The organism is Dyella sp. 2HG41-7 (genome assembly GCF_021390675.1).
GTDB lineage: Bacteria > Pseudomonadota > Gammaproteobacteria > Xanthomonadales > Rhodanobacteraceae > Dyella_B.
On the sequence record NZ_JAJEJV010000004.1, the window covers coordinates 33,639 to 54,969 of the forward strand.

A 21,331-nucleotide genomic window follows, 5' to 3' on the forward strand; every position below is an offset into this window, starting at 1 on the left:
CAAATTGGTCATGATGTCGGCGCGCAGAGCATGACCAAATCCCCCAGCTCGGGAGTCAGGTCGTAAATCACAACGACCTAATGGGACGGTAACGCTATCCGCTTGCGCCAACTCATCCTGCCGACCACAAGTGACAACGCCGCTGCGACAAGTGGCGGCACTGCATGCGCGTATTCGCCGTGGACGATGACGGTCGCGAGTGCGGCAAGCATGACAGTGCAGCCGAGCGCCGAACCTAACAGACGACTCGGGACTCGGAAAAGCAAAACAGCAGCCGTGAACTCCAGCGCGCCCGTCACGAAATGGAACCAACGCGGGTAACCCCATTTCAGGTATTCCTCGTAGATGGAACCCGGGGCGACGACGTTGCTGAGTGAACCCACGACGAAGAATGTGGCAAGAGCAAAAGGCAGGGCTTGGCGCCAAGATATTTTGGACATAGGTCTAACCTCGGATGATGAGTCTGATATCGATCCGCAGACCTACGCGACACCGGCCATTTGGGCCGCTGCGAAAACATCGCGAGCCGACGTTGCGCCCGAGACGTGCTCCGTGTCCTCAACCCCGATGTCCATGGCTCCGGCGTTCACGGCGTCATACATGGTTTCGGCAGGACCAGATAGGCCGCTCGGAACGCCGAACTGCTCAAACGCTCCCGGCCAACCAGCCCGCGGAATCGCAACGGCTTTAACGTCGAGCTTCATCACTTCACTTAACTGTGCCGCGACGTCATCTGCGCTGACCATGGAGCCGAGTTCGATGGTGCGATGCCCATCCCAAGCCGGTCCGCTTAGAAGTGTTGCGATTTCGGCGCCGATGTCGTCGGTCGCGACCATGGTCGATTTCCGATCTGTCGGGTTGTAGAAGACGGGCAACGTGCCGCCCTGACCGGCGTGCAGGCCATAAAGGAAGTTTTCGAAAAACCCGCCGGCGCGCACATAGGCGATCGGCAAGTTCAGGTCGCGAAAACTCTGCTCCATAAGCGACAGCGCCGTGATCAATCCCATCCCGCTGGCTCTGTTCGCGCCCATCGACGAAAGCGCGACGACCCGCGGCACCGACACGTGGGTGAGCGCCTCGACATAGTTCGCGATGACGCCCTTGGCTTCCCTGAAATCCGGCGAGGGGGCCCAGATGGGAGGCAACATGACAAATGCGCCATCGACGCCCGTAAGCGCCCGCTTGATGGAGGCCGCGTCGTTCCAGTCGCCTTCAACCAGTTCGGCGCCTTGGTCAGCCCAGCTTGCCGCCTTCGCGCGGTCACGGACCAGAGCGCGTACCTTCTTGCCTTGCGCCAGCAAATGAGTTGCGGTCGCACCGCCAACTTTTCCCGTAATTCCCATCACCAAAAACATGAGCGTTTGCCTTCGTTAGTTCGAAGGCTCACGGTAGCCCCTGCACTATTATTCGACTACGAGGTACATTCGGAACGGGCCGTATAGATGAACTTAACAATCGCTCGCACCCATCTGGATGGGCTTGTTATGTTTCTGACCGTGGCGGAGCGCCAAGGCTTCCGAGCGGCGGCACGGCACCTCGGCATCACACCGTCCGCAGTCAGCCAGGGGATACGCAGCCTTGAGGAACGCGTAGGCGCGCCACTCTTTTCCCGTACGACCCGAAGCGTCAGGCTGACCGAAGCGGGCGAACGTCTGCTGGCCCATGCTCGCCCCGCCGTCGACATGCTCACGGCAGGGCTGGACGCCGCGAGCAATTTGGGTGGCCAGATCACCGGCCGACTGCGCATCAATGTGCCCCGGCCAACGTTGCCACTGCTGGTGAATCGTTTGCTGCCCGACTTTCTCGACGCCCACCCAAACGTCGAACTCGAATTGGTGGGCGAGGATCGACCGATCGACATCGTCGAAGAAGGTTTCGATGCAGGCATACGTCTTGGAAATTTCGTGCAGATCGACATGGTCGCGATGTGGCTGACACCACCCGAGCGCTTCGTTGTCGTCGGCTCCCCGGCGCTATTTCAAAAGTATGGCCGGCCAGCGTCGCCGAATGATCTGCAGAACTTCCGTTGCATCCTGCTCCGTCAGTCCGTGCGAGTCCTCGATCATTGGCAATTTATCGTCGACGGTAAGCGCATCACGGTGGGTGTCGAGGGGCCCCTTATCATCAACGACATCGAGGCGTGCATTCGCTCAGCACTGAGGGGCGTTGGGCTCTTTCAGCTGCCGCATTCGCTCGTGATGTCGCATCTTGAACGTGGAGATCTTGAGACTGTGCTCGAACCTTATTATGAAGAGGTTCCCGGTCTTTCCCTTTACTATCCAAGCCGAAGTCAGTCACTGCCAAAACTTCGCGCCTTTGTCGATTTCGCCACGCAGCGAATGCGAAGGGAGTTCAAGCCGGACGATTACCTGCCGAACCCCGCGTCCTACAAATAGCCAAAGACTCCGGCAGAGCTGGATGACCGAACAAACAATGTCGCTGAGTCGCGCAACGTTCGCGACTTCATCCGATCGCCGGCCCGATCAACCCGTTGCCTTCTTTTTGTCGTTGCTCGACAGATTTGTCAGGATCGCGCTCGCGATAACGTGAAAGAGATGATCAGCCCGCGGCGCAAATGCGGGTTGGCCGGCTAGCCAACCGAACGCTGACATCATGGCAAACAGGTCCTCCCCATCGATATCTGCACGCGCCGTTCCTTCGGCTTGAGCACGGCGCAGAAGTCGCGCGCCTGCTGCGTGCACTGCTGCGCATGACGCGTGAAGTGCAGAGTCCGGATCCATGTGAGCACTCGCCATCAAGTCGACCACGCCGCGGTAGGTATGCACGAATGCCACCTCTTCGCGAAGCCAGGATATGAGCGCTTCGTCGGGTGGATTCGACGCTTCGAGTTCCTCTGCTCTCTGTGTCAGCGCGTCAAGATTCGTGCGCAGCAACGCTTCGAACAAAGCCTCTCGCGTCGGGAAATGGCGAAGCAGCGTGGCCAACCCAACGTCCGCCCGGCGAGCGATATCCCGCATGGACGCATCGACACCATCCTCGGTGACAACGTCGCGGGCGATGGCAAGTAGGTGGCTGTAATTTTTTCTGGCGTCGGCTCTCATAGGCTGCCTTGACAAACGGATCACTGATCCATATATTTGGATCAGTGATCCGGATGCTGCAAATCAGTATCTGGATCGGTGATCCACAAGATACAGCGCCCTTGTATCGATGGAAACAGAGACGCTGTCCGACACGACGTAAGGTGAAAAGTCATGGGAAAGCTTGAAGGTAAGGTTGCAGTCATCACGGGCGGATCGAGCGGCATGGCGCTGGCGAGCGCCAAGCGATTCGTAGAAGAAGGCGCGTACGTTTTCATCACGGGTCGGAGGCAGGACGCGCTCGATGAGGCCGTCAAACTGATCGGCCGGAACGTAACCGCCGTGCGCGGCGATGCAGCCAACCTCGACGACCTCGACCGCCTGTTCGATACCGTCAAACGGGAAAAGGGCAAGATCGACGTCCTATACGCGAGCGCTGGCACCGGCGAAGCCATCCCACTGGGCGAGATCACCGAGCAGCACTTCGATGCGACATTCGGCCTGAATACGCGCGGCACGGTGTTTACGGTTCAAAAGGCTTTGCCGCTGTTCAACGATGGCGGATCGATCTTCATGACCGGCTCGGTTGCTTCGGTAAAAGGTTTTCCCGGTTACGGCGTGTATGCGGCGAGCAAGGCGGCGTTGCGCTCATTCGCACGCACATGGCTCAACGAACTAAAGGGCAGGAATATCCGGGTGAACGTGCTGAGCCCGGGGCCGATTGCCACGCCGATGCAAGACCAAGTTCTCACCGAGGAGGCGAAACGGATGTTCGAGTCCTTGATCCCGCGGGGAACGATGGGACGTCCTGAGGAAATTGCGACGGCCGCGCTGTTTCTCGCTTCAGACGATTCGAGCTTCGTGAATGGAGTGGACTTGTCTGTCGACGGCGGCTTCTCGGCTATCTGACGTCGCGCCCAAACGCGCGTGGTGCCTCGCACTCCGGGAAGACGCGGTCGCAACTGGATCGTTCGTGGCACCAACCTCAACACGAATCGGAACGTCAACATGAATTACGCAATCGTAGGTTTCGGCGCGGTTGGTCAGGCGCTAGCACGTATGTTCGCTCGCAAAGGCATCGAAGTGACAGTCGCAAGCAGGCATCCGCCTGAAGCGCTAGCGCCGCAGGCAAACGCGATCGGTTCGACGATCGTTCCCAAGATGTTGAAGGATGCGCTCGACGCCGACATCGTTCTACTGGCTGTCCGGTACGAGCAGCACCCGGAGGTCGCAAAGGAACGGGAAAGCTGGGAAGGCAAAATCGTGATCGATGTGATGAACACGCTGGATGATTTGGGTGGCGTCCCTTCCTCCGCGGTCGTAGCTCGTGCCCTGCCCGGTGCGCAGTTGGTGAAGGCGTTTAACCATCTACCTGCCCGCGTGCTTGCACAAGACCCGGCCGTCAACGATGGACGACGGGTGGTCTTTCTATCGAGCGACGATGAAAGCGCGACCGCAACGGTCGCCGACCTGGTCGAGCGACTCGGCTATGCGCCGGTCAATCTCGGCAAGATCGCGGAGGGCGGTCAGCTCGTGCAGGCGCGGGATGGGACTTGGGGGCCACTGGTCTTCCAGGACCTGTTCAAGAAGGCGCAGTGACCGAAGTACACGTGACATCGGACGAGGGCTTTTCCGGATTTTTTATTGCCGACTCTGTGTCGATGGCTCACTAGACGTACAAACTCGGGACTCTAAAAGGCTCCGAGGATGGCGTTCTATCCAATAGGTCCGATCGCACTTCTGGACGACCGCGACTCGGACTATGGTGGAAGCTCTGGCCTGGAGAATTTCCATGGCGAAGCTCGTATTCGAATTGAACCAGTCGCTGGATGGCTACGTCGACCACATGCAATTGGGGCCGCCCAGCCCGGCGCTCGCGCTTCACTTCCTTGAGCGCGTACGTAGCCTGACGGGCATGGTGTTCGGTCGCAATATGTACGAGATCATGCGCTATTGGGACGAAGACCAGCCCGACTGGGACGCGGGAGACCACGACTTCGCCGCGATATGGCGCAGCAAACCGAAGTGGGTCGTGTCGAGCTCGCTGACGTCGGTCGGCCCCCAAGCCACCCTAGTCGCCAATGACCTGGAAGCGAAGGTCCGAAAACTGAAGGCCGAGCAGCCAGGGGAGATCGCAGTCGGCGGACCCGACTTGGCGCGAAGCCTGGGCGACCTTGGCCTGGTCGATGAATATCGCCTCTACATTCAGCCCGTGGTGCTTGGACACGGCACACCCTTTTTCGCCGGCCCGCGATCGCGGCTCCGCCTCGTCGCCAGCGATGTGATGGGCGACGACGTGATCAGGCTGACGTACGCACCGGCTTAATCGCACGACGCCTTCCATCAAGTTACACTTTATTAATGTACCGAGAGGTATAGTTATCCCATGTCGAGAGACATCAGTCCCACCGCTTAGCCGGGCCTCCCCTCCCCGCCAAGCAGCGTAAAGAAGGATGACCCAAAGCCCGCAGGCCTCCCCCTGCGGGCTTTTTTATGGCCGGCAGTGGTCTAACGATCCCGGCTGCCACGCCAAGCTCAGGCGTTCGATCGCCCAATTCACAAGATAAACTTGCAAGATAGACTTCTAATATGTAGGGTAGACACATGTCTCCTGCCCCCGCACCGAATGCGTCCGTTGAAACCGCCGTCAGCGAACTCACGGCGGCCGTCAGCCAGCTTTTGCGGCGCCTGCGCACGCACGCCAATCCGAACGAACTCAACCTCTCGCAGCTCGGCACCCTCGCGCGACTCGATCAATTCGGCGCGATGACCACCGCGGATCTGGCCCGCGCCGAGTCGATGAAGCCGCAATCGATGGGCACCATTCTCGCGAGCCTGGAACAAGAAGGCTTGGTGGAACGACAGCCGCATCCCACCGACGGTCGACAGATTCTTTTCGCGCTCACCGCCGCGGGTGCACAGATGCGCCGCCAACGCGGCCTCGCCAAGCGCGAATGGTTGATTGCGGCGATGACGAAGCTGGAGCCCACAGAGCTCAAGACCATCATCGATGCGATTCCGTTGATCAAACATTTGGGCGAGTCGTAGCGACCAACTCGCCGAACGTTTTCTCGTGCTGGACGTTTCCGTCAGCGCGTCTCTCATGCTGGCTCTAAACAGGACGGCAATCTCATGAACTGGCTGCACGATCTCTCTTATTTTTTCGGCGGCATTTTTCTGTCGAACGCCATCCCGCATTTCGTAAGCGGCACGATGGGACGTCCGTTTCAGTCCCCATTTGCGAAACCGCGCGGAGAAGGTCTTTCGTCGTCGACGGTCAACGTACTTTGGGGCTTCGCCAATTTCGTCCTGGCGTATTTGTTGATTGTTTGCGTTGGCCAATTCGATATTCATGCCGCGCAAATGATGATCTCACTTGGTCTGGGCGCATTGCTGATCGCTTTGTTCGCCGCAAGGCATTTTGGCCGCTTCCACGGCGGCAATCTTCACACCGATCACTCATGAGTGCGGATGCCGCCCATCACGCGGAAGCACACGACCGCCTCCATCCTTCCATTTGGAAAATCACCGCGGTCGTCGTGCTGGGATCGTTCCTTGCGCAGCTCGATGCGACTGTTGCCAATGTGTCGCTTTCCAGCCTCGCCATCGAATTGCACACGGGTCTTTCGACGATTCAGTGGGTGACGAGCGGTTACCTGTTGGCGTTGACGCTGGCGTTGCCAATGAGCGGCTGGCTGGTGGATCGCTTCGGCGCAAAAGCCGTATACGTGTGGTGCTTCGCAGCGTTCACCTTTTCCTCTGCATTGTGCGGACTGGCGTGGTCGGCGACATCGCTGATCGGATTTCGCGTCTTTCAAGGCATCAGCGGCGGACTTCTTGCGCCCATGGCGCAGATGATGATGGCGCGCTCCGCTGGCAAGCATATGGCGCGCGTAATCGGCTACGCCGCGGTGCCCGTATTGATTGCGCCGATTCTTGGGCCCGTGATCGCGGGCCTGATTTTGCAGCACGCATCATGGCGCTGGTTGTTCCTGGTGAATTTTCCCGTTGGCGTATTGGCGCTGGTGCTTGCCGTCGTTTTTCTTCCGCACGATCGCGAGCAAGCAAGACCGCGCGAACTCGACTGGATAGGTTTGTTGTTGCTTTCGCCGGGCTTGGCGATGTTCCTTTACGCGTCGGACCGCATCGGCGAGCGAATGGGCTTGATCGCCATGACATTATCCGTCGTTTTGCTCGGCCTGTTTTTTTGGAGCGCCAATCGCAAAGGCGACAAAGCGCTGGTCGACCTGCAACTTTTCAAAGGCGGCGTCTTTCCCGTTTCCGCCGTCACGCAATTTCTCTCCAACGGCGCGATGTTTGCGGGACAAATGTTGATTCCGATCTATCTAATACGAGACTGTGGCCGTTCGCCCGGCGATATGGGTTGGCTGCTGGCGCCGCTCGGCCTGGGCATGTTGTGCACGTATCCGATGATGGGCATGTTGACCAGCCGCTTCGGCATTCGAAACGTTGCAGCAGGCGGCGCATTGCTGGCGTTGATCGGAACGTTGCCGCTCGTCTATCTCGCCATTCACACGCTGGCGTTATCGGTTCTCGCCATTGCGTTGTTTATACGCGGCGCGGGCCAGAGCGCGGTCGGCGTACCTTCGATATCGGCTGCGTACGCCTCGGTAAAGCGAACGGAACTGCCCATGGCGACCACATCGCTCAATATCGTGCAGCGCCTCGGTGGCCCCACCTTCACCACGCTTTGCGCGACGTTTTTGGGTTGGCGATTGGCGGCGGAGCCGCTACACGATTCGCCGCTCAGCGCGTATGCATGGGCGTTTGTGCTGCTCTGCGTTTTGCATGCAGGTACCGCTGTCACAGCGTGGCGACTTCCCAAGCCCGCGCTTTAAGGCTTGCCTAGTTCAATCTGATCCTGACCGACCTGACGCGATTGGACCACTCGTCGCGACACTAGAAAATCCGCGACGACATACGCGAGCAACGCACCAACCATCTGCGCAAGCACGAAACCTGCGACATCAATCTGGCGAATACCTGCGAATGTTTGGGTTAGCGATCGCGCAATCGTGACGGCGGGATTGGCGAATGATGTGCTGGCGGTGAACCAATAAGCTGCGAAGATGTAGCTCGCAACCAATGCGGGAATGGCGGCGGATCGATGGCGACTGCCGATAAGTATCGTCAGCAGCAGACCGAACGTCGCCAGTCCTTCGCTCAACCATTGCTCGCCGCCGCTGCGCACATGCACGCCGGGTTGAATGAGCGGCAGTGCAAACATGGCGTGTGCGAGAACAACGCCGGCACAGGCGGCGATGATTTGCACGACGATGTAAACCAACGCTTGCGACGTGCCGATATCGCCGCGCAGACGTATCACAAGTGTGACCGCAGGATTGAAGTGCGCGCCGGAGATCGGCGCGAACAACACGATCAGCACATAGAGCATGCCGGCTGTCGCTGCCGCGTTGGCGAGCAAAGCGATGCCCATGTTTCCTGCAGATAAATTCACGCCCATGATGCCCGAGCCCACGACGGTGGCGAGCAAAAGCAAGGTGCCGATAAATTCGGCCAGGGCCTGGCGGGTGAGGGATGTCACAGGCTCTCCAAAAGATTTTTTACACGCGTGGCGATGTCGTCGCGCACGGCGCGGTAGCCGTCGTCGTCGAAGTGTTTGGGGTCGGGGAGCGCCCAATCTTCGCGGCGTTTTGCAGGTACCCACGGACAACTGTCCCCGCATCCCATCGTCACCACCGCATCGAATTCGCCATCGATCTCGTCGAGAGATTTGGATGCATGCTGATTCAAGTCGTAGCCGACCTCTGACATGAAACGAATGGCTTTGGGATTGATCTTTCCGGAAGGCGCCGAGCCGGCGCTAAGCGCTTCAACGTTGTCGCCACCGTAGATATGCGCAAAAGCTTCGGCCATCTGGCTGCGGTTGGAGTTTTCGATGCAAACAAAAAGAACACGTTTCATAAAGCGGCGAAGTCATCGAGAAGTTTTTAGTGCGATGGAAGCGATTTACGCCTGACAGTCTTTCGTTGCCGGCGAGCACATCGCACGTGGTCCGCACGACGCTTCGCCGGCGCAGCAGTTTTCGGTGAGGTAGGCGATCAACGCATTCATCTGCGCATAGCTGGCGCGCACGCGGATGACGCGCCCTTCGCGTTCGTCTTCCACCAATCCGGCGACGCGCAATCCGTTGAGATGCGCGGTCAGCGTTGCCGGCGGCAGATCGAGACGTTCGCGCAACTCGCCGACGGAAAGTCCTTTGGAGCCGGCCTGAACCAGCTCGCGGAAGGCGGCCAGTCGGGGCTCGTGACTAAGGGCGGATAGCGCGGTTAAAGCGGTCTGGGTGTCCATGATTCGATAATTCCAAAATTATGGAATTAATTCAAGAACCAAAACAGAGACACCAACGTCTCCCAATTAAGCCACTGATTAAACGAAATAAATCGCCATGACCCACGCTCTACGATCGCTTTGCCAAGCTGGGACTTGCACATATATAACTCACGAGTTATAAATGACCCATCACCATCTGGTTATAGATCATCATGCCCAATGCCGAAGACATGCTCTTTAGAACGTTGGCCGACCCGACCCGCCGCGCCCTGTTCGAGCGGCTGTGCCGCGAAGGCGAGCAAACCGTCGGCGCGTTGACGGCGCAGGCCGGCGTTTCGCAGCCGGCCGTGTCGAAACATCTTGGCGTTTTGAAGCAAGCCGGATTGGTGCGCGATCGCCAGGACGGCCGCCAGATTCATTACAGCGCACAGCGTGAGGCGCTTGGACCGCTGATCGATTGGACCACCCACATGGTCGGATTCTGGGAAGACCGGTTCGACCACCTCGAAGACCTACTCAAAAGGATGGATCAATGAACAACATCGCCACCGAAACGCTCTCTGTCGTTGTCGAACGGGACGTTCCTTTTCCGCCGGAAAAAATCTGGCGCGCGCTCACGCAACCGCACTTGATCGAAGAGTGGTTGATGAAGAATGACTTCGCCGCATCTATGGGCCACCGTTTTCAATTGCGCGGCGACTGGGGTTCGGTCGATTGCGAAGTCACGGCGATCGAACCGAACAAAACGCTGTCTTACACGTGGGATGCGATGGGTTTGGAAAGCACCGTAACGTGGACGCTTACGCCAACCGGCAAAGGCACGCATTTGCGCATGGAGCAAATGGGTTTCCGCCCGGATCAACAGCAGGCGTATCACGGTGCGCAGTATGGATGGCAGAAGTTTATGGGGAATTTGGAGCAGCTGTTGGCGCGGGTTGAGTGATGGTGCACGCAAGTCTCTGCTAGCTGACGCGTATCAATTTTCCTCACCGTCATTCCAGCGAAAGCTGGAATCCAGTGACTTTAGGAAGCGTCAAAGACGCTGGATCCCAGCTTTCGCTGGGATGACGCTAAGGCGATTTAGACATCGCTGTGTCATTGCCAAAGCGATGCGCGCACCGCGCGGTCCGATAACTTCCCCATAGCAGCGCCAGTGCATCATTCACGTTAGCGACGCAACGCTGAGGAAACGATGCGTCGTGCGTGGCGCGCCTTCGATCGCCGGCCCATCGAACGACACTCCGATATCGATTGCACACCAGGCAAAAAGGCGCTTCTTTCTTCCGTCGAAATTTTTGCCGCGCATGCACTCACTTATTTTGCACGCGATATCGCATCGCACATTTATATCGTGGCAAATCAAATTCGTTTCACTCGACAACGACGGCAGCGGACCTACGCTGCCGCGGCCGTTCGGCATCCCTGGGGAGGGAGTTGTTATCGCTTCCTCGATACCTGTCACTGCTACTAACTGAGGGAGTAGCTATCCATGACTACCGATTCGAAAGGGACACAGGTCTCAAATGGATTTTTCGGCTTCGCGCGCAAGGCGTGCGGGCTCTCGCTCGCCATCGCGATGGCGTTGGGCGTCAACACTGTCGCGCATGCCGCGCAGGTTGAGACGCATCACGTGCGCGATGCCGTGCACAGTAACGCAGCGACATTAGTGGGTCGCCTCCCTGCGAACCAATTGATGAGCTTGGACGTTGTACTGCCGCTGCGCGATCAGGCGGGTCTTGATGCCTTTATCGCGGACGTCACCAATCCCGCCAGTGCGAATTATCAGCACTACCTGACGCCGCAGGAATTCACCGCGCGCTTTGGCCCGACGCAAAACGACTACGACACCGTGGTGCAGTACCTCACGCGTTACGGCTTCCAAGTAACCGGCGGCAGCCGCGACGGCATGGACATTCAGATTGTCGGTCCGGTTTCCGCGGTGGAAGCGGCGTTCAACGTCACGATGCACACGTACAAGCATCCCACCGAAAACCGCACGTTCTACAGCCCGGATCGCGAACCAACCACGTCGCTGGCGATTTCGCTGTGGCATGTGTCGGGTCTGGATAATTTCTCCATTCCAAAACCGCTGTATGTAAAGAAGAGCGATTACGCCGCTGCGCACGGCGTCAGCCCGGATTCCGTGGTGTCGCATGCGACGACGGGCTCCGGTCCCTCCGCATCGTTCCTCGGCAGCGACATGCGCCACGCCTACTACGGTGGCTCGGCGCTGACGGGCGCTGGCCAGAATCTGGGCTTGCTTGAGTACTACGGCACCGATCTCGCCGACGTCACCACGTATTACAAGAACGCGCATCAAACCAATACCGTGCCGATCACGCTGTATTCGACCGACGGCACCAGCACCGCATGCACGGCGTCGTCCGGTTGCGACGACACCGAGCAAACGCTGGATATCACGCAAGCGCTCGGCATGGCGCCGAAGTTGTCGAACCTCACCGTGTACGTCGGTTCGACCGACACCGCCATCATCAGCAAGATGACCACGCACAGCCCGCTGCCGACGACCATCGGTTGCTCGTGGGGCTGGACGCCGGCCGATCCGTCGACGCTCGATCCATACTTCAAGAAGATGGCCGCGCAAGGTCAGACATTCTTCGCGGCATCCGGCGACAGCTCGACGTGGTCCGCCAGCAACGAAGCGTGGCCGGCCGATGATGCGTACGTGATTTCGGTCGGCGGCACCGATCTGGTCACAAGCAGCGCGGCCGGTCCGTGGAAATCCGAAACGGCATGGGTCGACAGCGGCGGCGGTATTTCGCCCGACAAGATCGCCATTCCGTCGTGGCAGAAAATCACCGGCGTGATCAACACCACCAATCATGGTTCCAAGACGTATCGCAACGGCCCCGATGTGTCGGCCAATGCGAACTTCACGTTCTACGTCTGCGCCGATCAAACCACGTGCACGGCGAACGAATACGGCGGCACCAGTTTCGCAGCGCCGATGTGGGCGGGATTTGTCGCGCTGATCAACCAGCAGCGCGTGGCGGATCACAAAGCGCGCGTCGGCAACTTCAATGCGACGGTTTATCCGGAGAACGAATCCGGCGGCGTGCTCACCAGCACCTACACCACCGACTTCCACGACATTCTCAGCGGCAAGTCCGGCAGCTTTACGGCGGTGAAGGGCTACGACCTGGTGACCGGCTGGGGTAGTCCGAAGGCGGGATTGATCACAACCTTGGTCAACGCTCCATAATTCGTAAGTAGCGATGAACTGACGTGGAGGCCGTACGGCCTCCACTTTTTTTTCGGCGCCGGAATGAGGCGAGTTGACCGCAGTCGTCGACAACGTCCGCTAGGAGTGGCGCTGAGTCGGGCGCCACCTTTACCTTTCGCCCGCCTCCAGGGGTTTCTGTTAACGCGCCATCGCCACCCGGCGCGTGCACGCTAACGCCGCACTGAGCTTGCTGAAGAAAAGTTTCGTGCTTGAGCGCTTCCGTATGATCGCCTGACAATTTCTAAACGATCTTTGAACTTCTCTAAGTTCACATTGAAGGCGTAAGGGGCATCTGCTCAAGCCAAAAGGCGATCGTCATGCGCGGTGGAAGTTTTTCTCGGCTCGTTCCCATGTCGCTGGTGCTGATGTGGTTGCTGCTGGTTTCGGGACTTGTCCAGGCCGCCGACGCCAACCAGCCCCCGGCCAACGACGAACAAGCGTTCCTCGCCCGCGCCCGGTCGGACAACGCCAGCCAGATCGCCATGGCGAAGCTGGCGCTGAGCAAATCCACCAATCCACGCGTCATCGACTTGGCCAACTCGATCATCCAGGAACGGACCGCGCTGGAGACTCGCCTGGCGCAACTGACGCCGGGTCACGACGAAGGCGCCAATCAGCCCGCCGCCGCCACGTCCATGCTGGCGCGTATGCAAGCGCTCAGCGGCGACGCCTTCGATAAGACTTTCGCCAGTGCTTCGGTGAAAAGCCATTGCCGAATCATCTCGGCGTACGAAGCGATGAAGCTCTCCTCTTCCGATGTCGCGCTGAGAGATCTCGCGCACGATGCTATTCCGGCGCTGCGCGGCAATCTGACCGTGGCGCTGTCGGTGTTGCGCTCTTCCGACTGGACGCCCTCACGTCATCAGGAAGCGCTAACGGCGGTGGATTCGCACGCGGCGAAGGCACCGGTTTTCTGGGAGCCGATCTCGCTCGTGGCAGCGCCTTGGTAAGGCGCCGCTAGTCGCTCCGTTTCAAACCCGCCGCCGCGATCGCAAGATCGCGGCGGTTTCTTTTTCGGTGTCGTCATTGCGCATGACACGCGCGACGCGCTCCGATCACACACGAATCGCGCGCCGTGCGCGAAGTCGTGTTTTCCATGTGAATTTCGCGAATGCCGTTGCAATGAATACGTATGCATCCTCTGGTTGCTGCATTGCGATGCTTCCTACTATCGCCGCACCAGCTGTCCGCATCGCCATGCTTCGCGTTCGTTGCAACACGCAATCGATGGGGAGATCGATTCGGCCTACGGCACGCTGCGGCAACGCAGGTTATTGCGCCTGCATGCACTTCAGGGATTTACGAGTCGCCAACAAAACGTAACGAGTGGTCGTGCCGGTCACGACCGCCTAGAGGATTTGTTTGCCGCTGAAACGCAAAGCAAGGCTGTTGAACCTGTCCATCCACGATGCAGGAACGGAGGCATGCCCCGATGAAGTGTTCGAAAATTCTCGCTGCTTTACTGGTTTGCGCCAGTCTGGCCGCAACGCCATGGATGCCAGCGCACGCTGCCATCAATCCCAATACCTTGGGCGCCAGTTACAACGCACAGCAAACGCAGATTACCTTCCGCGTGTATTCCGCCAACGCCACCAACATGGTGCTGTATCTGTATAGCGCCGGGTACGGCGTGCAGGAATCGGCGACATATGCGCTCACCAACGTCGGCAGCGGCGTATGGCAGGTGGTGGTGCCAGTATCGTCGATCAAAGCCGCCGGTATTAGCGGTTCGGTGTACTACGGCTATCGCGCCTGGGGACCGAACTGGACGTACAGCTCGAGCTGGACGAAAGGTTCGTCGGTGGGCTACGTGTCCGACGTGGATAGCAACGGCAACCGCTTCAATCCGAACAAATTGCTAACCGATCCCTATGCACGCGAACTCAGCCAGGATCCGCTCAACGCGCACAATCAGGACGCCGATATTTTCGCATCGGGCGGCACGGTCGATGCCAACTTCGGCGTCGCGTATCGCCTGATTGACAGCGGCACGTACGCGCCCAAGGGCATCGTGTTGTTGCCGAGCACGCAGAGCACCGGCACCAAACAGACACGCGCGCAAAAGGACGACGTGATTTACGAAGTGAACGTGCGTGGCCTGACCAAACAAGATTCGAGCATCGCTTCGCAATATCAAGGCACGTATTACGGCGCGGGTCTCAAGGCCACTTATCTCGCTAGCCTTGGCGTCACGGCGGTGGAATTTCTGCCGATCCAGGAAACGCAGAACGACGAGAACGACGTCATCCCCAATTCGACGCAAGACCAGAATTATTGGGGCTACATGACCGAAGACTTCTTCGCGCCCGATCGTCGCTACGCGTACAACCAGTCGCCCGGCGGCCCGACCGCGGAATTTCAGGCGATGGTGCAGGCATTCCACAATGCCGGCATCAAGGTTTATATGGACGTGGTGTACAACCACACGTCCGAAGGCGGCACGTGGAGCAGTACCGATCCCACCGTCGCTACGCTCAACTCGTGGCGCGGTTTGGACAACGCCACGTATTACGAAATGACCACGGGCAATCAGTATTTCTACGACGACACCGGCATCGGCGCGAATTTCAATACGTACAATCCGGTCGCGTCGCAAATGATCGTCGACTCGCTGTCGTACTGGAGCACGACGATGGGCGTGGACGGCTTCCGCTTCGACGAAGGCCCGATCCTCGGCAACAATTGTCTCAATCAATCCTACGAAGCGGCCGCACCTAATTGTCCGAACGGCGGCTTCAACTTCGATGCGTCCGATCCCAACGTAGCGGTCAACAAAATCCTCGCCAATTTGACGGTGCGTCCGGCGGGCGGCGGTAGCGGTTTGGATCTGTTCGCTGAACCGTGGAGCGCCAGCGGCGGCGACGAGCAAGGCAAATTTCCGGTGGGTTGGTCCGAATGGAACGGCGTGTTCGAAAACACGTTGCGCCAGGCGCAGAACGAACTCGGCAACATGACCATCTCCATCGGTCAGGACGCGCAGGACTTTACCGGTTCGTCGAGTATCTTCCAGGGCAACGGTCGCTCTCCGTGGAACTCGACCAACTATATCGACGTGCACGACGGATTTACCTTGTTCGACGTGTATTACTGCAACGGCACCAACAACAATCAGGGTTGGCCTTACGGTCCGTCGTCGGGCGGCAACCAGACCAACTACAGCTGGAATCAGGGTGGCGCCGCGGCGGATCAGCGTCGCGCCGCGCGCACGGGTCTGGCCTTCACCATGCTCTCGGCCGGCACGCCGATGATGGCCGGCGGTGACGAATACCTGCGTTCCTTGAACTGCAACAACAATCCGTACAACGTCGACTCCATCGCGAACTGGCTCACCTATTCGTGGACCAGCGATCAATCCAACTTCTACAACTTCGCGCAGCGCGCCATCGCATTCCGCAAAGCACATCCCGCGTTGCGTCCGCAGAACTGGTACACGTCGAGCGAAGTGGAATGGTGGGAACCGAGCGGCGTGCAGGCGACGAGCAGTTACTGGAACAACACCAGCAACTACGCCATCGCGTACACGGTCAACGGTACCGATTTCGGCGACAGCAACTCGATGTACATCGCGTACAACGGGTGGTCCGGGCAGGTCACCTTTACCTTGCCGGCGCCGCCCACCGGCACGAACTGGTATCGCGTGACCGACACCTGCAATTGGAACGACGGGTCCAACACTTGGGTGACGCCGGGCAACGAAGCGCTGATCGGCGGCGGCGGCGTCACGTACAACCAATGCGGGCAATCGGTGTTGTTGCTGATCGCGAAGTAGCGCGCTCGTCGACATGCGACACCTTCCCCGCCATGGGCGGGGAAGGTGTCGATGCGTTGAAGCTTATTGATCGCTGGAACGAATGATCGACAGCCCGTTGGACGTCAGTTGCAGCTCGGCGCCAGTGCCGGCGACGGCGTGGATTTTCTGCAGCAGGCCCATCGCCCACAGTCGGTCCGCTACGTGCCCGGGCACGCTCGCGCCCCGACCGACGGCTACCCTCTCCAGGCCTTCCAGATCGCTGGCTTGAAGTTCGACAGATGCATTCACAGGGGAAAATCTCCGGTTTGGGGCAGCTTACCCCAAGCTTGCCTCGGCAACCGTGACAACTTTTTGTCGGACAAGTGAACGACGCAGGCTAGGAATTTCACCGGCTCCTCGGCGATTTGCACGGAAGCCGGTTTTGGTCCACATTGACTCGAATCTGGGTGGGGTAGGTACGAACTCGGGGATGAATAACAAGCGGGATAGCGCGTCGATGGGGTCGCTACCGGAGGCCCCGGCCATCGACATGCGCGCCAATGCGCAAGGTTTCGAAGCCTTTCTGCGCAGCCAGTTTCGCGGGCTGCTGCAGTTTCTGCGCGCGCGCACGGCATCCGAACAAGATGCCGAAGACGCCGCGCAAGAAAGCATGGCCAAGCTGATGCGCTACCGCGAGTCCGAACCGCCGTCAGTCTGGAAACAGCTGCTGTACAGGATCGCGGTGAACGTGGCGCACGATCAGCACCGCGTCGCTCAAAGCCATCACAGCAAAGACCACGTGGCGCTGGAAGGTTTGGAGATCGCCGCCTCCGAACATTCGCCCGAGCAACGCGCGCTTTACGATCAGCAGGTAGCGCGCCTGACCAAGGCCATTCTGGAACTGCCGCCCAAGTGTCAGCGCGTGTACCTGCTTAAACGCGTGCATGGCTTGAGTCACGCGGATATCGCCAAACGCTGCAATATCTCGGTAAAGATGGTCGAGAAACATTTGGCGACCGCGCTTGCGCAACTACGGCGCAAGGTAGGCGATTCGCCCATGGAAACGTTTTAATGAGCATGGACAGGCAGAATGCACTTGGGGGAGCGCATCTGGGCTCGGCGGACGAAGCCGAGTACTGGTTTGCGCGTCTGCTCGACAAGGATTGCCCCGCCGACGCACGCGCCGCGTTCGAACGCTGGCGCGACGCCGATCCGCGCCACGCCGCCGCGTTTCGCGACGTCGAACAGTTGTGGAAGCGAAGCGCCAATGCCGCACGCGATCCGGCGATCATAGCCGCGGCGCAGAGGGCATTGCGTCAAGAATCGTCGATGCAGTCATCGCGGCGCTGGATGTTCCCTGCCATGGCCGCAGGTTTGGCCGCGCTGGTGGCGATCGTTGCCCTGCCCCGCTGGCTGTCGACGCAAACCGATCCAGTCGGCACCGACTACGTCACCGCGCCCGGCGAACAGAAAATCGTGCAGCTTGCGGACGGCTCGTCCATCGTGCTGGATACCGATACCGATGTCGTCGTGCGCTACAGCGCACGTACGCGTCGTGTCGATCTGTTGCGCGGACAAGCGCAGTTTTCCGTACACGGCAATCGCGAGTGGCCGTTCGTCGTGCATGCCGGTCACGGCACGGTGACGGCGGTCGGTACCGAGTTCCAAATTCGACTCAATGACGACACCACCGACGTCGCATTGCTGCACGGCAAACTCGCGATTACCGCGCTGTCGTCGCAAGGCGATGCACAAAACGCGTCGCTGACGGGCGGACAAAGCCTGTCGTTCGATCAGGGCGGGCATATCACGCCCGTGCACGCGCTCGATGCGCAAAAGACACAGGGCTGGACGCAAGGCAAGTTGTTCGTGCACGACTGGCGTCTGCCGCAATTGCTAGCTGAAATGAATCGTTACAGCACCACGCAGTTGACGATTGGCGATCCGGCGCTGCAAGACATCCATATCAGCGGTATTTTCCGCGCGAACGATCAACAAACGTTCTTGCTGCTGCTGCAACAGGGCTGGTCCATTCGCGCCCGCCGCGTCAGCGATACGCAAATCGTGCTGCTGCGCGATCGTTGATCGCGCTTCTCGCTTGCACGCATCATTCACGTCGATGAATGCGCATGTCATCGAAGCGTGATGTTGCACACCAAATTTTGAATCCCGACTTTTTCCTCTCATCGCGCAGGTAGGGTTGTTGTGTTCGCTCGCGTCTTAATCATCGGCGACGCTGCAGCACGATCGACGTACAGGGAACGTAGGGGACGTTGATCGCTGAGAAGCGAGGGGCTTCGGGCGCAGCCAGACATCGTTTGTGAATCGATACGCCGCGGTGAGCGGTGACAACTATTGCATGGGGCTTGCGAGCCGCATCGGGTTCGTCTGCGCCAAATAATTCTGGGAGTTCACTTATGTCGCAACGTTTCAAACTGTCGGGGATTCGTCCATTGCTTTTGCCGGCCGCCTTGTCGCTGGCGATGATGTCGGTGTCGGCGCACGCCGCCGACTCGCGCGCAACGACGCGCACGCATGCCGGTATTCAGAACAACGGCGCCAAGCTTTCCACGCTGGTGATGACCGGTCATCCATCGATTGACGCCTCGCAGATCATGCCGCTGGAAGCGAGCAAGCCGCTGCATGTGGAAGTCAGCCTGAACCTGCGCAATGTCGATCAGCTGCAAGGATTTCTCGCGTCGGTGAATCAACCCGGCAGCGCGAATTACCATCAATTTCTGACGCCGGCGCAGTTCAAGGCGCAATACGCGCCGACCGCCGCGCAAGTGCAAGCCGTGGTCGCGCATCTGCAAGCCTCCGGCTTCAAGAACATCAGCGTTGCGCCGAACAATTTGCTGGTGTCCGCCGATGGCACGACCGCTAGCGTGAATGCCGCGTTCAGCGCCAACATGAAGACCTTCAGCTTCAAGGGCAAGCAACATTTCGCGAACGCCGCCGACGTGACGGTGCCGCAATCGCTCGGCGGTATCGTCGACGGCGTGTTGGGTTTGCAGGATTACGTGAAGCCGCACGTGATGTCGCATCGCGTGGGCACCAATTCGATCAAGACGCAGGCGACGGCCGGCGCTGTTGGCCACAACCCCACCGACTTTGCGTCGATCTACGACGCCGGCAGCACGCCGACCGCGTCCAACACCACCGTCGGCATCATCACCTGGGGCGACATGACCCAGACGATCAGCGACTTGAACACCTTTACCAAGAACGCCGGCATGGCGACAGTCAGCACGAAGACCGTGGCCGGCGGCACCGGCACGCTTGCGAACGATGGCGATCCGTCGGAATGGGATCTGGACAGCCAGGACATCGTCGGCGTTTCCGGCGGCGTGAAGCAGCTGATCTTTTACGCGGCCGTCAACGGCGATAGCAGCGACAGCCAACTGACCGATGCGTCCATCACGGCGGCGTACAACAAAGCCGTCACGGACAACATCGCAAAAGTGATCAACGTGTCGCTCGGCGAAGACGAAACCGCGGCGAACAGCTCCGGCACGCAGGCGGCGGACGACAAAGTGTTCGCGCAAGCCGTGGCGCAAGGCCAGATCTTCTCCATCGCCGCGGGCGATGCGGGCGTGTATCAGTGGTCCAGCGATCCGACCGAAGGCGCGCCGGGCTATATCGCCAATTCCAGCGGCACGGTGCAAATCGATCTCAGTCACTACGGCGTGAGCGAACCGGCGACGTCGCCGAACGTTGTCGCCGTCGGTGGCACCGCGCTCAGCACCAGCGGCACCACTACGTGGTCCGGCGAAACGGTGTGGAACGAAGGCCTCGCCGCGGTCAATCCGAGCGCTGGCGACAACAACGAGCGCCTGTGGGCGACCGGCGGCGGCATCAGCTTGTTCGAAGCTGCGCCGGCTTGGCAGACCTCGGTGCTGGGTTCATCGGTGACCAAACGCGAGTTGCCCGACGTGGCGTTCGATGCGGCGTCAAGCTCGGGCGCGTTGATCGTGATCAACGGTCAGGCCAATCAACAAGTGGGCGGCACCAGTCTTGCGTCGCCGTTGTTCGTGGGTATCTGGGCGCGTATCGAATCGGCGAACAACAACTCGCTCGGTTTGCCGACGCAGAACATGTACACGTATTTCTCGAAGGACGCGACACCACTGCACGACGTCACCTCCGGCAACAACGGCTACAACGGTTACGGTTACAACGCCGCGGCGGGTTACGACAACACCACCGGCTGGGGTAGCTTGGATATCACCAAGTTCAACGCGTACGTCACCAAGTATTGGGGAGGCACCGGCACGGGCGGCGGCACGACCACCGGCACGCCGGTCGCCAACTTTACCGACACCGTGAGCGGACTGACGGCAAGCTTCACCAACAGCTCCACCGACACCGGCGCGACCATCACGTCGTACGCGTGGAATTTTGGCGATAGCACCACCTCGACCACCGCCAGCCCGAGCCATACGTATACCGCTGCAGGCACCTACACCGTGACGCTCACGGTGACCGACAGCACCGGCGCAACCAACACCAAGACGGGCTCGGTGACGGTCGCGAGCAGCAGTGGCGGTGGCGGCACCAGCGGCGTGTTCACCAGCAACAAGCAGGTGGTGATCAACGACAACGCCACCATCACCAGCAGCATCGCGGTGACGGGCGAGTCAGGCAACGCGCCGGCGACGCTGAAGGTGCACGCCAACATCACGCATAACTGGTCGGGCGACCTGACGATCGAGATCGTCGCGCCGAACGGCGCCTACGCCGTGCTGCAAAACCCCGACTACAACAACGACGGCAACATCAACACCACCTGGACGGTGAATGCATCCTCCGTGACCGCTAACGGTACGTGGAAGCTGAAGGTGATCGACAACGACCCGTACTACTACGGCGACTACGGCACCCTCAACAACTGGAGCTTGACGTTCTAATCGGGTTTCGGCGCGCAGGGACGCGTGCCATGGAACCAGATCCTCGCCATGTGGCGAGGCCGGGAGCCTGTCCGCGCCATGGCGGACAGGCTCT

General features: G+C 59.5%; 22 protein-coding genes. 15 read left to right on the forward strand and 7 right to left on the reverse strand.

Annotated features, from left to right (window positions below):
- Positions 1-77 precede the first annotated feature (77 nt).
- Positions 78-440 (reverse strand): DoxX family protein, encoded by a 363-nt coding sequence (locus tag L0U79_RS01610; RefSeq protein WP_233840145.1) that lies wholly within the window; start codon positions 438-440, stop codon positions 78-80.
- A 42-nt stretch (positions 441-482) separates the two neighbouring features.
- Entirely contained in the window at positions 483-1,355 is an 873-nt protein-coding gene (locus L0U79_RS01615; protein ID WP_233840146.1) for an NmrA family NAD(P)-binding protein, read from the reverse strand.
- Between the two features lie 129 nt (positions 1,356-1,484).
- Between L0U79_RS01615 and L0U79_RS01620 the strand changes: the two genes are divergently transcribed.
- Entirely contained in the window at positions 1,485-2,396 is a 912-nt protein-coding gene (locus L0U79_RS01620) for a LysR substrate-binding domain-containing protein (RefSeq protein WP_233840147.1), read from the forward strand.
- A gap of 87 nt (positions 2,397-2,483) precedes the next feature.
- Here L0U79_RS01620 and L0U79_RS01625 read toward each other — a convergent pair whose 3' ends face one another.
- Entirely contained in the window at positions 2,484-3,062 is a 579-nt protein-coding gene (locus L0U79_RS01625; protein WP_233840148.1) for a TetR/AcrR family transcriptional regulator, read from the reverse strand.
- A gap of 153 nt (positions 3,063-3,215) precedes the next feature.
- Here L0U79_RS01625 and L0U79_RS01630 point away from each other — a divergent pair, with 153 nt between their 5' ends.
- From L0U79_RS01630 to L0U79_RS01655, 6 genes are all read left to right on the forward strand, one after another.
- Positions 3,216-3,950, forward strand: a complete 735-nt coding sequence (locus L0U79_RS01630; RefSeq protein WP_233840149.1) for an SDR family oxidoreductase — start codon at positions 3,216-3,218, stop codon at positions 3,948-3,950.
- 21 nt (positions 3,951-3,971) lie between these two features.
- Positions 3,972-4,640, forward strand: coding sequence for an NADPH-dependent F420 reductase (locus L0U79_RS01635; protein ID WP_345778447.1), 669 nt, complete (start codon positions 3,972-3,974; stop codon positions 4,638-4,640).
- Between the two features lie 193 nt (positions 4,641-4,833).
- Positions 4,834-5,367 (forward strand): dihydrofolate reductase family protein, encoded by a 534-nt coding sequence (locus L0U79_RS01640; protein ID WP_233840151.1) that lies wholly within the window; start codon positions 4,834-4,836, stop codon positions 5,365-5,367.
- A gap of 278 nt (positions 5,368-5,645) precedes the next feature.
- Positions 5,646-6,089 carry a MarR family transcriptional regulator gene (locus L0U79_RS01645; protein ID WP_233840152.1) on the forward strand — a complete coding sequence of 148 codons (444 nt, stop codon included), beginning with the start codon at positions 5,646-5,648 and terminating at the stop codon, positions 6,087-6,089.
- 84 nt (positions 6,090-6,173) lie between these two features.
- Positions 6,174-6,506 (forward strand): hypothetical protein, encoded by a 333-nt coding sequence (locus tag L0U79_RS01650; RefSeq protein ID WP_233840153.1) that lies wholly within the window; start codon positions 6,174-6,176, stop codon positions 6,504-6,506.
- Positions 6,503-7,900: a DHA2 family efflux MFS transporter permease subunit gene (locus L0U79_RS01655; protein ID WP_233840154.1), complete on the forward strand. Its 1,398-nt coding sequence runs from the start codon at positions 6,503-6,505 to the stop codon at positions 7,898-7,900. The genes L0U79_RS01650 and L0U79_RS01655 overlap by 4 nt, the downstream gene beginning before the upstream one ends.
- Here L0U79_RS01655 and L0U79_RS01660 read toward each other — a convergent pair.
- Genes L0U79_RS01660 through L0U79_RS01670 form a run of 3 tightly spaced genes read right to left on the reverse strand, consistent with a single transcriptional unit; the run spans position 7,897 to position 9,374 of the window.
- Entirely contained in the window at positions 7,897-8,607 is a 711-nt protein-coding gene (locus L0U79_RS01660) for an MIP/aquaporin family protein (protein ID WP_233840155.1), read from the reverse strand. The two genes, L0U79_RS01655 and L0U79_RS01660, sit on opposite strands and share 4 nt — an antisense overlap.
- Positions 8,604-8,987, reverse strand: a complete 384-nt coding sequence (locus L0U79_RS01665) for an arsenate reductase ArsC (protein WP_233840156.1) — start codon at positions 8,985-8,987, stop codon at positions 8,604-8,606. The genes L0U79_RS01660 and L0U79_RS01665 overlap by 4 nt, the downstream gene beginning before the upstream one ends.
- A gap of 45 nt (positions 8,988-9,032) precedes the next feature.
- Positions 9,033-9,374: a metalloregulator ArsR/SmtB family transcription factor gene (locus L0U79_RS01670; protein ID WP_233840157.1), complete on the reverse strand. Its 342-nt coding sequence runs from the start codon at positions 9,372-9,374 to the stop codon at positions 9,033-9,035.
- Positions 9,375-9,568: 194 nt separating this feature from the next.
- Here L0U79_RS01670 and L0U79_RS01675 point away from each other — a divergent pair, with 194 nt between their 5' ends.
- The 5 genes from L0U79_RS01675 to L0U79_RS01695 all read left to right on the forward strand — a co-directional run bounded on the left by L0U79_RS01675 (position 9,569) and on the right by L0U79_RS01695 (position 16,369).
- Complete coding sequence (locus L0U79_RS01675; protein ID WP_233840158.1) at positions 9,569-9,892, forward strand: metalloregulator ArsR/SmtB family transcription factor; 324 nt, start codon at positions 9,569-9,571, stop codon at positions 9,890-9,892.
- The gene (locus tag L0U79_RS01680) at positions 9,889-10,299 is read left to right on the forward strand and encodes an SRPBCC domain-containing protein (protein ID WP_233840159.1); all 411 of its coding nucleotides are present in this window, start codon (positions 9,889-9,891) and stop codon (positions 10,297-10,299) included. The genes L0U79_RS01675 and L0U79_RS01680 overlap by 4 nt, the downstream gene beginning before the upstream one ends.
- Before the next feature lie 546 nt (positions 10,300-10,845).
- A complete protein-coding gene (locus L0U79_RS01685) occupies positions 10,846-12,579 on the forward strand; it encodes a S53 family serine peptidase (RefSeq protein WP_233840160.1) in 1,734 nt (577 codons plus the stop codon).
- A gap of 338 nt (positions 12,580-12,917) precedes the next feature.
- Entirely contained in the window at positions 12,918-13,550 is a 633-nt protein-coding gene (locus L0U79_RS01690) for a DUF4142 domain-containing protein (RefSeq protein ID WP_233840161.1), read from the forward strand.
- Positions 13,551-14,032: 482 nt separating this feature from the next.
- Entirely contained in the window at positions 14,033-16,369 is a 2,337-nt protein-coding gene (locus tag L0U79_RS01695; protein ID WP_233840162.1) for an alpha-amylase family glycosyl hydrolase, read from the forward strand.
- Between the two features lie 63 nt (positions 16,370-16,432).
- Here L0U79_RS01695 and L0U79_RS01700 read toward each other — a convergent pair whose 3' ends face one another.
- A complete protein-coding gene (locus L0U79_RS01700) occupies positions 16,433-16,639 on the reverse strand; it encodes a hypothetical protein (protein WP_233840163.1) in 207 nt (68 codons plus the stop codon).
- Between the two features lie 181 nt (positions 16,640-16,820).
- On the opposite strand from L0U79_RS01700, the gene L0U79_RS01705 reads away from it, so the two are divergent.
- The 3 genes from L0U79_RS01705 (at position 16,821) to L0U79_RS01715 (ending at position 21,237) form a co-directional block, all read left to right on the forward strand.
- Positions 16,821-17,402: an RNA polymerase sigma factor gene (locus L0U79_RS01705; protein WP_233840164.1), complete on the forward strand. Its 582-nt coding sequence runs from the start codon at positions 16,821-16,823 to the stop codon at positions 17,400-17,402.
- Positions 17,402-18,415 (forward strand): FecR family protein, encoded by a 1,014-nt coding sequence (locus L0U79_RS01710; protein WP_233840165.1) that lies wholly within the window; start codon positions 17,402-17,404, stop codon positions 18,413-18,415. The genes L0U79_RS01705 and L0U79_RS01710 overlap by 1 nt, the downstream gene beginning before the upstream one ends.
- A 332-nt stretch (positions 18,416-18,747) precedes the next feature.
- Positions 18,748-21,237: a protease pro-enzyme activation domain-containing protein gene (locus L0U79_RS01715; RefSeq protein ID WP_304488643.1), complete on the forward strand. Its 2,490-nt coding sequence runs from the start codon at positions 18,748-18,750 to the stop codon at positions 21,235-21,237.
- Positions 21,238-21,331: the final 94 nt, after the last annotated feature.